Origin of the sequence: Rhodococcus sp. 06-235-1A, assembly GCF_002258785.1 — a bacterium.
Taxonomy (GTDB): domain Bacteria; phylum Actinomycetota; class Actinomycetes; order Mycobacteriales; family Mycobacteriaceae; genus Rhodococcoides.
Window position 1 is genome coordinate 200,195 of record NZ_NOYI01000027.1, and the last position, 13,740, is coordinate 213,934.

Here is a 13,740-nt window from a genome sequence, read left to right on the forward strand (position 1 = left end):
TTCGGCAATCCGGTGCAGTCCGCTCTCGTCCACCCATTTAAGGTGGCCCGATGGACACGGTACCCATCCAGATGCCCGACGGTTCGACGGTGCCGGTGTCACTCTTTCCCGGCGAAGGGCGTGACGATGCGCCCGTGATCGTCGTTCTCCCCGGCCTCGGTATTCCCGGTGGCTATTATCGCCTGTTCGCCGAGGCGCTCGTCTCGCGCGGATTTCACGCCGCGATCGGCGACCTACGCGGCCAGGGTGACAGTGTGCCGAAACCGAGTTCGGCGAGTCGGTACGGCTATCAAGAATTGGTGTCGGTCGATTTTCCAGCGATCTTCGAGGTTGTTCGGGAACGGTTTCCCGAGGCGACGCCGTACCTTCTGGGTCACAGCATGGGTGGGCAGCTCGGTTCGATGTATGCCGCTCGTATCCGAGGCAGGCTCGGTGGATTGATTCTGGTGGCGTCCGGATCGCCGTATCACCGTGGATTCGGCGCAACTCGTGGCGTCCCGTTGTACGTAGGGGCCGCCGCCATGGCGATCACCAGCAGCATCGCTGGGTTCTGGCCGGGGGACCGAATAGGTATCGGCGGCTTCGGTCGTCAGTCGCGCGTCCTCATCGACGACTGGTCCCGGTTCGCGCGCACCGGTTCGATCGAGCCGGCGGGGGCGGACATGGATTACGAGGAACGCATGGGCCGTCTGACCCTCCCGGTGCTCGCGGTGACCATCGAGGGTGATGACCTCGCGCCTCGTGGCTCGATGGACAACCTCGTCCGCAAGCTCGTTCATGCCGATGTCACCTCGAAGCACGTCGACGAGCCGCTCGGTCACAACGGTTGGATTCGTGACCCCACCGCGGTGGCCGACCTCGTCGCCGAGTGGATTCATCGCTAGGAGTCACTCCAGGGAAAGGTGCCGCCACAGAAATTCGTAGGTCAACGCCGTCTTGAACGCCAACTGCGCATTGTCCGACGCCCCGCCGTGTCCGCCCTCGATGTTCTCGTAGTAGCTCACGTCGTGCCCGAGTTCGGCCAGCAATGCGGCCATCTTGCGTGCGTGCCCGGGATGGACGCGATCGTCCCGAGTCGACGTGGCGATCAGAATCGGTGGATACCGACGCTCGGATGCGGCCACCACGTTCTGGTACGGGGAGTACTGGGAGATGAACTCCCACTCGGCCGGGTCGTCCGGGTTGCCGTACTCGGCCACCCATGAGGCACCCGCGAGCAATAGGTGGTACCGCTTCATGTCCAGCAATGGAACCTGACATACCAACGCGCCGAACAGCTCCGGGTACTTCGTCACCATGATGCCCATCAGTAGGCCGCCGTTGCTACCGCCCTGCGCGGCCAGCTGCTCGGTGGTGGTGATGCCCCGGGTGACGAGGTCGCGTGCGACAGCGGCGAAGTCCTCGTGCACCAGATGGCGTCCGGCGCGTAGTACCTGGGTGTGCCACGTCGGCCCGTACTCACCGCCACCGCGAATGTTGGCGACGACGTACGTGCCTCCTCGTTCGAGCCACGCCCGCCCCGTTGCGCCGCTGTAGCCGGGCGTCATCGAGATCTCGAAGCCGCCGTAGCCGTACAGCAATGTCGGGCCAGGGCCGGAATCGGTGCGGCGCACGACGAAGTAGGGGATGTCGGTGCCGTCGTCGGACCGAGCGAAGAACTGCTCGACCGTCATGCCGTCGGCGTCGAAGAATTCCGGGGCCTGCTTGAGTACTTCCAGCTCGCCGCCCACCGTGCCCACCAGCAGTGTCGCCGGTGTGAGATAGCCGGACGAGGAGAGGAAGAATTCGTCACCGTTCTCTTCGGCGTCGGTGCCGATGATCTCGGTGGACGTCAGGTCCGACAACCCGTCGATGGTGGTCGTGTCCCACTCCCTCGTGCGCGTTTTGCGTCCCTCCAGGTACGCAAAACGCGCACGAGGGGTCAGGACGTGCAGTTGCGTCCGCACGTCCTGCAGCGTCACCAGCAACAGGTGGTTCTCGGTCCAGGCGTACTGGTGCAGTGACGTGTGCGCATCCGGGGCGAACAGCACGGTGAGAGCTGTTGTGCCGGAAAGGAACTCGTCGAAATCTGCAGCGAGCAGCGCGCCGGCCGGATAGGTTTCGTCGCCGACCTGCCACGGCGTCATCGTGCGCACCAGCAACCAGTTCTCGTGCACCGAGGTCGACGCATCGGTCGGCGTCGGGATCAGCGTCAAACCGGATCCATCGAGCAGGTAGTTCTCGGAGTTGTAGAAGTCGGTGGCACGCTGCACGAAGTCGCGCTCGAAGCCCGGGGTGCGATCGTGCCAGGCGGAGATCGAGATGTCCTGTGCTTCACCCTCGAAGACGGTCTCGGCCTCGACGAGGGGAGTGCCGCGCCGCCACCGCTTGGTGATCCGCGGGTAGCCCGACTCGGTCAGTGACCCGTCCCCGAAATCGGTTCCGACGAAGACGGTGTCGGCGTCGATCCAACCGATGTCGGTCTTGGCCTCGGGCAGCGCGAACCCGCCGTCCTCCGGGGCGCGGAACGCGCGGGAGTCGATGTCGAATTCACGGACCACCGTCGCGTCGGCCCCACCGCGGGAGAGCGTGATCAGCGCCAGCCGCTGATCGGGGCGCAGTACCTGGGCCCCGCCCCACACCCAGTTCTCACCCTCGCTCTCGGCCAACGCGTCGACATCGAGCAGCACATCCCACGTAGGATTTTCGGTTCGGTACTCCTCCATCGTGGTGCGCCGCCAGAGGCCGCGAACATGCTCGGCATCGCGCCAGAAGTTGTAGAGGAAACGACCTCGGCGGCGGGCGTACGGGATTCGTGCATCGGTGTCGAGAACCTCACGGATGCGGGACTCGGTGGCGTCGAACTCGTCTCCGGACACTGCCTCGGTGGTCACCTCGTTGCGAGAGCGGACCCAATCGAGTGCCTGCTCGCCGGTGACGTCTTCGAGCCAGAGGTACGGGTCGTCCGAATGTGCCATTCCACAGTTCTAGCAGCAGTCGGACCATCGGGGTGGTCGGTGCCCGGGTGGCTACCGGCTGGTAACGAAGACCAGGTCGAGACAGCGTCGGACAGCACGACTACGCTGGGGACTCGTGACCTCACACTATGACGTCGTTGTCCTCGGAGCCGGTCCCGGTGGGTACGTCGCTGCTATCCGCGCGGCACAACTCGGACTCAGCACTGCCATCATCGAGAAGAAGTACTGGGGCGGTGTGTGCCTGAACGTGGGCTGCATCCCCTCGAAGGCCCTTCTCCGTAACGCCGAACTGGCGCACCTCTTCACCAAAGAGGCCAAGCTGTTCGGTATCTCGGGTGAAGCGTCCTTCGACTTCGGCGCAGCGTTCGACCGCAGCCGCAAGGTTGCCGACGGCCGCGTCAAGGGCATCCACTTCCTGATGAAGAAGAACAAGATCCCCGAGTACGACGGCAAGGGCACGTTCACCGATGCCAACACCATCGAGGTCGAGCTGACCAAGGGTGGCACCGAGACGATCACGTTCGACAACGCGATCATCGCGACCGGCAGCACCACCAAGTTGCTCCCGGGCACGGAACTGAGCGAGAACGTCGTCACGTACGAAGAGCAGATCATGACGAAGGACCTGCCGGGTTCGATCCTCATCGTCGGTGCCGGTGCGATCGGCATGGAGTTCGGCTACGTCCTCAAGAACTACGGAGTCGACGTCACCATCGTCGAGTTCCTCGATCGCGCGCTCCCCAACGAGGACAAAGACGTCTCGAAGGAAATCGAGAAGCAGTACAAGAAGCTCGGCGTCAAGATCATGACCGGCGCGGCCGTGCAGAGCATCGACGACGACGGCTCCAAGGTGACGGTCGCGGTCAAGAACAACAAGTCGGGCGAGACCGAGTCGATCACCGTCGACAAGGTGATGCAGTCCGTCGGTTTCGCGCCTCGCGTCGAGGGCTTCGGCCTGGAGAAGACCGGCGTCGAGCTCACCGATCGCGGTGCCATCGGCATCACGAACACGATGCAGACCAACGTGCCGCACATCTACGCCATCGGCGACGTCACCGCCAAGCTGCAGCTCGCCCACGTGGCCGAGGCACAGGCCGTCGTGGCTGCCGAAACGATCGGCGGCGCAGAGACATTGCCGATCGACGACTACCGCATGATGCCGCGTGCGACGTTCTGCCAGCCGCAGGTCGCGAGCTTCGGTCTCACCGAGGACCAGGCTCGCGAAGAAGCGCAGGCGCGCGGATCCGACATCAAGGTGGCGAACTTCCCGTTCGCTGCCAACGGCAAGGCACACGGCTTGGGCGACGCCACCGGCTTCGTCAAGCTCATCGCCGACACCGAGCACGGCGAGCTTCTCGGCGGCCACCTCATAGGACCGGACGTCTCGGAGCTGCTGCCCGAGCTGACCCTGGCCCAGAAGTGGGACCTCACGGTCAACGAGCTGGCCCGCAACGTCCACACGCACCCGACGCTGTCGGAGGCTCTGCAGGAAGCGATCCACGGCCTCGCAGGCCACATGATCAACTTCTGATCCTCTCCCCGAACACAACGGCGGCGACCACTTCGGTGGTCGCCGCCGTTCGTTTTGGGTGCTCTGCCTACGACTTTCGCCAGTGATCGAAGCGACCCTTGATGTCCGACGCCACGTCGCCGATTCCGTTGCCGACGGCGTCGACGGCACCGGTGAAGCCGCTACCGATGTCGCGCACCGTCTTGATCAGCGGGTCCTCCGAGGTGTCGAAGTTGTTCTTGTACGTGCGTGCCGCGTTGCGGAACTCCTCCGACACCTTGGCCTCGTGGTCGGTGGACCTACGCGGGTAGTCGCCTCGTAGCACGGTCGCGTACTCGCCGCTGTCGACCCACTTCTTCAGCTCGGCGGCGCGGAGCACCGAGAAGGGATGCGAGAGCAGTTCGAGATTGAGCAGCTTGAGCACGCCGTCACGCAGATCCCCACTGGACTCGTACTCGGCAGCTTGCTCGAGGAATGCGTCGACGTCGATCTCGCTGATGCGTGCGCCGCCCGCCAACTTCAGCTGCACGCGGATCGCGGTGTGCACATCCTGTCCGCACAGCAATCCCGCTCTGTCACCGGATAATTCGGACTTGCGCTGCCATTCCATCAGGCCGGCGATGACCGCGCGTAGGGCCCAGCCGCCCACCGGAACCCAGCCGACGGTGCCGGCGAGGCGCATCAGATGCATCAGCACGGTGCGATACACCGCGTGACCGGACAGCGCGTGGCCCAGCTCGTGTCCGACGACGAATCGCTGCTCCTCGTAGGTCATGATGTCGAGCATGCCGGTGGTCAGGACGATGAACGGGCGGTCCATGCCGATCGTGAACGCGTTGACCATGGGCGACTGAACCACGAACAGTTCGGGTGTCTCCTCGGCCCCGAGAATCTGCACGCAGTCGCTGCGTAGATCGTTCAGGTCCTTGAACTGACGACCGTCGACGCGCACCGCGGTGGCGAGGTACATCAGGCGATGCTGTCGTTCGCGCAACAGCCCGGACAGCGTGCGCAGAACGGTGTCGAAACCTTTGAGGGTGCGCAGGGTGACCAGCGCAGCTCGATCCGACGGGTGTTCCCACGTCCGAGAGGAGATGTCGGGGAATTCGATGCGGCTGCGATCCGGAGCGCTTGTCAATCTCTTCTCCCAGCGTCGACGAGAATCCAAAGTATCAGTAAAGGGGGCGAGCGGTCCGAACCCGAATCATGAAGCAGTGCTGGCGATTCTGTGAACACTCATAGCTCTGCAAGTGATGAAAACGTCACCTTGCCGTCGACCAGCTGATACTTTCCCTTTTCGACGCACCGAGGGGTTCGGCGCGTGCTGCGAGCGCAACCGCACGTGCCTCGCGTTGTCCACCTGGGGGGTCAGCCGAGTTGGCGATCCGATCGAGCCTCACCGGAACCGCAGGGTCCCGTGTGGTCTCCGGATTCCGGACGTTCGGGCGCGCTCTGGAGCTGGCACTCGATGCGTTCGTGCATCTGGTCGTCGACATCGTTCGCCTCCGACATCCGTGGCGCGACTCGATCGATCAGGCGTGGTTCGTGGTGACCGTGACCGCGGTTCCCGCCATCCTCGTCTCGATTCCGTTCGGGGTGATCGTCTCGGTGCAGGTCGGCTCGCTCACCGATCAGATCGGTGCCACCTCGATTGCCGGGGCCGCGGGCGGCCTCGGGGTGATCCGCCAGGGTGCGCCGATCGTCGCCGCACTACTTCTCGGTGGGGCTGCCGGTTCGGCCATAGCCGCAGATCTGGGATCGCGGACGATCCGCGACGAGATCGACGCACTGAAGACCATGGGCATCGACCCGGTGCGACGCCTCGTCGTGCCCCGGTTGGCGGCGATTCTCTTCGTGGCACCGCTGCTGTGCATCCTGATCGTCTTCATGGGTATCACCGCCGGCTACCTGATCAACGTCGGATTCCAGGGCGGCACCCCGGGCAGCTACATCTCCTCGTTCGCCTCCTTCGCCTCCGTCGGCGATCTGGTGGTGGCCCTGATCAAGACCGAGATCTTCGGGGTCATCGTGGTGATCGTCGCGTGCCAACGCGGATTCGCTGCTGTCGACGGTCCGCGTGGAGTTGCCAACGCCGTCAACGCCGCCGTCGTCATCGGGGTGATCTCGGCCTTCGCGGTCAACGTGGTCATCACGCAACTGGTCGCGATGTTCATGCCGCAGAAGCTCGGATAGGGGACAGACTTCGATGGCAACTCCGTCTCGGTATGCGCCGCGCGGCACCCTCCATGCCGGCAGGTACGTCCGTCGACTCGGGCGTATTCCCGGTTCGATGCTGCAGTCGCTGGGGCATCAGCTGACCTTCTGCATCCAGGTGCTCGCCGCTATTCCGCACACACTCCGCTCGTACCGCAGGCAGATGATGCTGATCCTCAGCGACATCACCTGGGGCAGCGGAGCTCTCGTCGTGGGCGGCGGAACGGTCTCGGTACTCGTGGTGCTCGGCATCGCGGTCGGTGCCTCCATCGGGATCGAGGGGTTCAACAGCCTGGGCATGGTGGGCATGGAACCGTTGACCGGCTTCGTCTCGGCCTACGCCAGTACCCGTGAACTCGCGCCGATGGTCGCGGCCATCGGATTCGCCGCCCAGGCAGGTTGCAGGATGACGGCCGAGATCGGGGCGATGCGCATCTCGGAGGAGATCGATGCACTCGAAGCGCAGGGCATTCGCTCGATTCCTTTCGTCGTCACCACGCGTGTCATCGCAGGAATCATCACCATCGTTCCGCTGTACCTTCTGACGCTGATCCTCAGTTACGTTGCGTGCCAAGTGGTTGTCGGCGTCTTCAACGGCCAGTCGTCCGGCACCTACGACCACTACTTCACAGCGTTCCTACAGCCGATGGACGTGGTGTGGTCGCTGCTCAAGGCGACGGTATTCGTCATCACCATCATCCTGATTCACGGCTACCAGGGCTACTACGCGTCCGGCGGGCCGGAAGGCGTAGGGCGTGCGTCGGGGCGGGCCATTCGCGCGAGCCTGATCGCCGTCGTCGTGCTGGACATGATCCTCACCATCGTGTTGTGGGGATTCGATTCGGGGATAAGGATTTCGGGGTAGCGATGGCCGTGTTCGAAGATCTGTCCGGACGGTCGGCGGGGCCGGCGACCCTGAGGGCGCGCGGTCTGATCGTTCTCGCCGTGATCACGGTGGTGGCAGTGTTGCTCACCGCATACGCCACAGGGTATTTCGAGTCGAGGTTCGCGCTCACCATCGATGCAGCGACCGTCGGCGACGGTCTCGCTCCCGGTGCCGAGGTTAAGTTCCGAGGACTGGCCATCGGAACCGTCGAGGAGATAGAGACTCTCGGGTTCGGTCGGCAACGGCTCGAACTGTCCATCGACGGGGCCCAATCGGCTGAGTTGACCGATACTCTGCAGGCTCAGTTCACCTCGTCCAACGTCTTCGGGTCGACGGCCATCGAGCTGATCTCCGACGGCACAGGCGGAGCCCTTCCGGAGAACTCGACGCTCACCATTGCGCCAGATAGTGCCAATGTCACTGTCACCAGTGTCTTTCGGCGAGTCGCGGCATTGACCGAGGTGCTCGACACGGACCAGGTGCAACACCTGAGGGACCTGCTGGCTCGGATCTCCTCGGACGTGTCGGAAAGCCTGAAGCCGTACTTCGACACCGCCCGCATGCTCACCGAGAATCAGATCGATCCGCTGTCGCTCAAGTTGCATCGCGGCGGCGAACTGGGACAGGGCATCGACGATCTCATACCGCCGCTGCTGGATCTTGTGGTGGGAGTAGTGGACAACAGTGCCTACTACGAGCCGATGGACAACAGAACCCGCACTCTCGACGCGATCGACGGGCTGAGTTATCAATTGCTTGTTCCGTTGGGCAAGTTGCTCGAGACGAACAACCCGGACCTGACGAAGCTGCTCTCGACGACGCTCGACCTGTTGGTACCGATCACCGCCTCGCTCGGCACGCTTGCTCCGGCATACGACCGGGTCCCGACGGTGATCGACGGGGTGTCCGATGCGTTCCCGATAGTCGACGGTGCGCCGCAACTACAGCTCGACGTCATCGTGCGCACCATGCCGAACATGGCGAGCGCAGTGTCCGCGTACGAAAGCCAGGGGGAGCGGTGATCAAAGTGAGCGGAACCGTCGTCAAGCTGGTGGTGTTCACGGTCGTGATCGTGCTGTGCGCATACGTGATCGTCGCGGCGTTGAGAACGCCGGTAGGCGGTGAGAAGTCCTACTACACAGCGACCTTCGACGATGTATCGGGGTTGTACGAGGGCGACGACGTTCGTATGTCCGGGGTGCAGATCGGCAAGGTCGAGTCGATCGAGCTCGACGGCTCACTGGCCACGGTGTCGATGGAGATCGAGTCCTCTCGGTCGGTGTACGAGACAACGCACGCAGCCGTCAGATACCAGAATCTGCTCGGTCAGCGGTACGTCGAACTGGTGCAATCGGGGTCCGATTCCGGGCTGCTGCTTCCTGCCGGTTCCACCATTGCGCTCGAGAACACGGTCCCGTCGTTCGACATCACCGAGCTGTTCAACGGTTTCCAGCCGATCTTCGACACATTGGACACCGACCAGCTGAACCTGTTCGCGGAGAACATCCTTCGGATGGTGCAGGGCGACGGCAGCGGAATAGCGCCGGTGTTGAGAGACATCGATACGATCACCACCTTCGCCACCCAACGTGAGGCGATCATCGCCCTGCTCATCGACAACCTGGGACGCATCTCCTCGACCATCGGCGGAAAGTCGGCTTCGGTGGCGAGCCTCGTAGAACAGTTGACCGCGCTGGTATCGCGATTGAGTACCGAGATGGATCGTGTCCTGTCTTCCCTCGACCACACCAATTACGGCTTCGGCCCACTGGTCGGACTGGGCGAGCAATTGCGCGACGCCTACGACGGCGGATACGCCCCGATCGACGGCATGCTTCGACGCTTGATACCGCAGACCGATCAGGTGACCGAGATCCTGGCGCTGACCCCGTCGTTGCTGACCGGATTGAACCAGCGCATCCCGGAACCGGGACAGACCTACTCGTGTAGTCGAGGGCAGCAGGACATACCGGGAATCGGCCGGATCGTTCTCGGCAATCAGAACTTGGTGGTGTGCCGATGAACGGGCCGCAGAGATCTCCGCGTCGGACCGTCCGCAAGGGTGTTCGCGACGAGCAGTCCGAGAACCGCAAGCATCTGATCTGGGGTGTCCTCGGTACGCTCGTGGCCGCGGTGCTGTTGCTGGGAGCAGGCGCGGTGTACGCCGTGCCGTTCGGCGAGCGGACCTACCTTGCGCATTTCGGCTCGTCCGGTGGCCTCGCGGCAGGTGACGAGATCAGATTGGCCGGGATCGCCGTCGGCACCGTACGCACAGTGGCGCTAGCCGGTGACCACGTCGATATCACGTTCGGTGTGGACCGCGATGTCTTCGTCGGTGATACCTCCAGTCTCTCGGTGCAATTGCTGACTCCGATCGGTGGGCACTACATCAAGCTCGTGTCCACCGGCGAGGCACCTCTCGGCGATACCCCCATTCCGACGGAACGCACCAAGACCCCGTTCGACCTCTCGAAGACACTCGAGCAAGTAACGCCGTTGGTCCGCGACATCGACGGCTCGACGCTGCGCGCGACCATCGCCGAAGTGGACGCAGCACTGACCGTCCAGCCGGAGTCGACTCGCCGGGTGGTCGACAATCTCACTGCACTCACCGATCTGATCGCTCAGCGTTCCGATCAGCTCGAACGAGGTCTGGCGGTATCCGACGAGTACACCGCGGCTCTGTCCTCCGATCAGCTGATGCTCGACGAGTTGGTGCGACAGTTGGGGACTCTGACGAAGGGCTTCGGTGACAAGCGCACGGACGTGGTCAGTGCATTCGATCTCTTGAAGCGCCTGTTCGCGCTGTTCCACCGGCCCCTGATGGCGTACGAGGAGGGCATCGAGCCTTCGGTGGTTCAGCTGGAGGAGATAGTGCAGAAGGTCTTCGCGCAATTCGGCGACTTCGATGCGGCGCTGACCCAGGTCAAGACCGCCTCCGACCAGATCGGCGCATTGGTGGCACACGGTGACGCCGATGGGGCGGTGGTCGACCAGTCTCAGAGCGTCGTCACCGGCGCGGGCGTGTGCATTCCGCTTCCGGGAAGGACATGCTGATGGCTCGGCAGTGGAAGCGACCGGTTGTGGTCGCAGTATCGCTGGTCGCAGTGGCCGCACTGACCGGTACCGTTGCGTCCGCGAGCGGTTCGCTCGATGTGGTGAGCCGAACCTCCAGTGTCTGTGCGGAATTCACCGACACGGTCGGCCTGTACGAGGGCAACTCGGTCACCATGCTCGGTGTTGCCGTGGGAACGGTGACGTCCATCTCCGCCGATGCCGGCGTTCCCGACGGCGTTCTGGTGACGATGGAGGTGGACGACAACCTGGCATTGCCTGCCGAGGTCGGTGCAGTCACATTGTCCAGTTCGGTCGTCACCGACCGGCATGTGGAGTTCACCGAGCCGTACACCGACGGGCCCGAATTCGATCGAGCCCAGTGCATTCCGCTGGCGCGCACGCGGACTCCTCTCGGTGCGAGCGAAACCTTCGATGCCGTTTCGAAGCTCGCCACGGACCTGCTCGGTCCGGCCGATGCAGACGGCAATCGACCGGAGATACTCGGCAACACCCTTCGATCGCTCGACGGTGCCCTCGACGGATCGGGGCCACAGCTCAATTCGGCCATCCAGCAGCTCTCGGTGCTGGTGGGTGAACCCACCGACCGCGACGCCACCGTGCGACGTCTGATCGACAACATCGACAAGCTCGTCGACGTGTTCGCGGTCAACTGGCCCGACGTCGCCAAGCTGCTCGACAACTTGAAGGCCGGCATGATCACGCTGTCCGAGTTCACGACGGAGTTCGCAGGTGCAGTGGACTTGGCGGTGGACTTCATTCCCGTCCTGGAGCGGCAACTCGACAAGTACGCCGACAAGGTATACGGGTTCCTCGACCAGCTGATACCCATCGTGGACGTGGGGCTGGGCCGTATCGGCGATATCAAGGACATTCTCGAACAGGTCCCCACCGTGAGCGATTCGTTGGTGACGCTCTACGACGAGGATCTGCGAGCGGGCCGATTGACCTACCACCCACCGCAATTCGAGATCGACACCAATTCTCCCAACGAGATCTGTGCCGTGATCAACAAGTACCGCCCCACCTGTTCGGCTGATCAGCAGCGCGGCGATGTCATCGATGTCGGCCTGGTGCAGTTGATTCTCGGATCGGCGGGATGGCGATGATGCGAACACGATTCCGGGCCGGAACAATTCTGGTGATCGGAACGGTGATCGCCGGGTGCAGCGTGAACCCGGCCGATCTGCCGATCCCCGGCAGCTATGTCGACGGCGACAAGTACACCGTGGACATCGAGTTCGCCAGCGTGCTCAACCTGCCCGCCAAGGCCAAGGTGGTCGTCGACGGCGTCGATGCCGGGGTTCTGGACCACGTCACCCTCGTCGACGACAAGGCCGTGGCAACGGTCGATCTCGCGGCCGCGGTCCGCCTTCCCGAGAATACGATCGCAGAGCTTCGGCAGAGCACGATTCTCGGCGAGATCTACATCTCGCTCCAGCCTCCCGAGAACGATTCCAGCGGAGGCGAACTGGCGGACGGAGACGTCATTCCACTCGAACGCACCATTCCTGCGGACAACGTCGAGGATGTGTTGCGCGGATTGTCGAACGTGGTGACCGGCGGGCACGTGGTGGAACTGCAGGAAGCGGTGAACAACGTCAACGCGGCGGTGCCGCAGGATCCACAGATGTTCGATCGGGTGAACGCTGCGGCCCGCGCGGCCATTACCGATCTCGGAGCGAACACCGTTGACATCGACCGTATTCTCGCTGCAGCAGAGGGAGTTTCGAACACGCTGGTACAGCAGGAGGCGGGACTGACGCGGGTGTTGGACCTGGGCCCATCGCGGGCGCAGGGACTGTCCGAGGTGCTCTTCAGCGTGGTGAATTTGATCCTCGCCCTCGGTTACGGGACGCAGCACGTCGGTGACGTACTCGCGCCGCCTTATCAGGAGTTGAGCGGCGCGATCGCCATAATCCTGCCCGCGATCATGACCATCTCGTCGGCCGACACCACGGTGCCGATGAACGCCGAAAAGGTGAACGCTCTGCTGCGAGAACGCCTCGTGCCGTTCTTCTCGACAACGCCGAACATCGCGATCGATTCGGTTCGGGCGGACGGGGTACCGGATCCCGGGGCCAGAGCGGACGAGATGATCGGCGTCCTGCGATCGATCGGAATCGTGCGATGAAGCTCTCCACCGTGTTCTCGCTCGTCGCACTGCTGGTGCTCACCGTGGCCGGTATCGGCTACATGAGTGTCGGTGTTCTGGGCATGGACCCACGTCGCGAACACAACACGGTGATCGTGGAACTGGCGACGTCGGGTGGGCTGATGGATACCTCCCAGGTCACGATGCGCGGCATGAAAGTCGGTGAGGTCGACGATATCGTCGTCACCGCCGCGGGACTGGATGTGACACTGAGTCTGGATGCGAGCCACGACATCCCGGTCGATTCGAAGGTGGTGGTTGCCAATCTGTCGGTGGCGGGGGAGCAGTACCTCGACATCCGGCCACGCCGCGCAGGCGCGCCTTTCCTACACGACGGGTCGGTCATTCCGGTGGATCGGACCCTCGTGTCGGCCACGGTCAGCGACACCCTCGGCAAGGTCGATGCACTGGTGGCGCAGATCGACACCGGTGCGCTTTCGGGGCTGGCAGACACTGCAAACACCGCGGTGCTGGGCCGCGACCCGGAGATCGACAACCTCGTCGACACTTTCAGGCTGCTGGCTCTGACGTTGCGGGACAAGAGTGAGGAGATTCGACATCTCTACGACAATGCGCAGCAGCTCGGCAGGAAGGCCTACGGCTACGGTCCGGTACTCACCGACGCCGGTCCGTGGGTGGGTACGACCGGCCAGGGAGTGTCGAGTCTGCTGCAAGCATTCGAGCAGTACTCGTATGTGGCCTCGGATGTGTGGGACGACCAGGTCGGCCCACTCGTCGCCAAGATCGACAGCTATCTGACACCGACGTCCCCGGATCTGGCGCTGATCGCCACGTTGTTGAAGCCGTACACGGCCCCCATCAAGCCGTTACGGGTCGACGCCGGGAAGATCATCGACATATTGGGCGGAGTCTTCCCGGAGGGAGGGCCCGCGCGAGTAGCCGTGACCATCCCGAACTGACCGATTTCTCGACTCGAAACGAC

12 protein-coding genes are annotated in these 13,740 nt (G+C 63.5%); 10 read left to right on the plus strand and 2 right to left on the minus strand.

The features are described 5' to 3' along the window. Positions 1-50: 50 nt before the first annotated feature. The gene (locus CH275_RS24580; RefSeq protein ID WP_094680768.1) at positions 51-884 is read left to right on the plus strand and encodes an alpha/beta hydrolase family protein; all 834 of its coding nucleotides are present in this window, start codon (positions 51-53) and stop codon (positions 882-884) included. A gap of 3 nt (positions 885-887) precedes the next feature. On the opposite strand, the gene CH275_RS24585 is transcribed toward CH275_RS24580, so the two are convergent. Next, positions 888-2,957 carry a prolyl oligopeptidase family serine peptidase gene (locus CH275_RS24585; protein ID WP_094680769.1) on the minus strand — a complete coding sequence of 690 codons (2,070 nt, stop codon included), beginning with the start codon at positions 2,955-2,957 and terminating at the stop codon, positions 888-890. A gap of 115 nt (positions 2,958-3,072) precedes the next feature. On the opposite strand from CH275_RS24585, the gene lpdA reads away from it, so the two are divergent. Then, a complete protein-coding gene (gene lpdA, locus CH275_RS24590) occupies positions 3,073-4,488 on the plus strand; it encodes a dihydrolipoyl dehydrogenase (RefSeq protein WP_094680770.1) in 1,416 nt (471 codons plus the stop codon). A gap of 67 nt (positions 4,489-4,555) precedes the next feature. On the opposite strand, the gene CH275_RS24595 is transcribed toward lpdA, so the two are convergent. Next, positions 4,556-5,605 carry a M48 family metallopeptidase gene (locus tag CH275_RS24595; protein ID WP_094680771.1) on the minus strand — a complete coding sequence of 350 codons (1,050 nt, stop codon included), beginning with the start codon at positions 5,603-5,605 and terminating at the stop codon, positions 4,556-4,558. Positions 5,606-5,844: 239 nt separating this feature from the next. Here CH275_RS24595 and CH275_RS24600 point away from each other — a divergent pair, with 239 nt between their 5' ends. Genes CH275_RS24600 through CH275_RS24635 form a run of 8 tightly spaced genes read left to right on the plus strand, consistent with a single transcriptional unit; the run spans position 5,845 to position 13,717 of the window. Further along, positions 5,845-6,660, plus strand: coding sequence for an MlaE family ABC transporter permease (locus CH275_RS24600; protein WP_094680772.1), 816 nt, complete (start codon positions 5,845-5,847; stop codon positions 6,658-6,660). 13 nt (positions 6,661-6,673) lie between these two features. Further along, a complete protein-coding gene (locus CH275_RS24605) occupies positions 6,674-7,546 on the plus strand; it encodes an MlaE family ABC transporter permease (RefSeq protein WP_094680773.1) in 873 nt (290 codons plus the stop codon). A gap of 2 nt (positions 7,547-7,548) precedes the next feature. Next, positions 7,549-8,589 (plus strand): MlaD family protein, encoded by a 1,041-nt coding sequence (locus tag CH275_RS24610; protein ID WP_094680774.1) that lies wholly within the window; start codon positions 7,549-7,551, stop codon positions 8,587-8,589. Further along, positions 8,586-9,590 (plus strand): MCE family protein, encoded by a 1,005-nt coding sequence (locus tag CH275_RS24615; protein WP_094680775.1) that lies wholly within the window; start codon positions 8,586-8,588, stop codon positions 9,588-9,590. The genes CH275_RS24610 and CH275_RS24615 overlap by 4 nt, the downstream gene beginning before the upstream one ends. Continuing rightward, positions 9,587-10,624 carry an MlaD family protein gene (locus CH275_RS24620; RefSeq protein WP_094681112.1) on the plus strand — a complete coding sequence of 346 codons (1,038 nt, stop codon included), beginning with the start codon at positions 9,587-9,589 and terminating at the stop codon, positions 10,622-10,624. The genes CH275_RS24615 and CH275_RS24620 overlap by 4 nt, the downstream gene beginning before the upstream one ends. Then, positions 10,624-11,751 (plus strand): MCE family protein, encoded by a 1,128-nt coding sequence (locus CH275_RS24625; protein ID WP_179276325.1) that lies wholly within the window; start codon positions 10,624-10,626, stop codon positions 11,749-11,751. Before CH275_RS24620 ends, CH275_RS24625 begins: the two co-directional genes overlap by 1 nt. After that, positions 11,751-12,776, plus strand: a complete 1,026-nt coding sequence (locus tag CH275_RS24630) for an MlaD family protein (protein WP_179276326.1) — start codon at positions 11,751-11,753, stop codon at positions 12,774-12,776. Before CH275_RS24625 ends, CH275_RS24630 begins: the two co-directional genes overlap by 1 nt. Next, on the plus strand, positions 12,773-13,717 hold the full coding sequence (locus tag CH275_RS24635; RefSeq protein ID WP_094680778.1) for an MlaD family protein: 945 nt from the start codon (positions 12,773-12,775) through the stop codon (positions 13,715-13,717). Before CH275_RS24630 ends, CH275_RS24635 begins: the two co-directional genes overlap by 4 nt. The last annotated feature ends 23 nt before the right edge of the window (positions 13,718-13,740 follow it).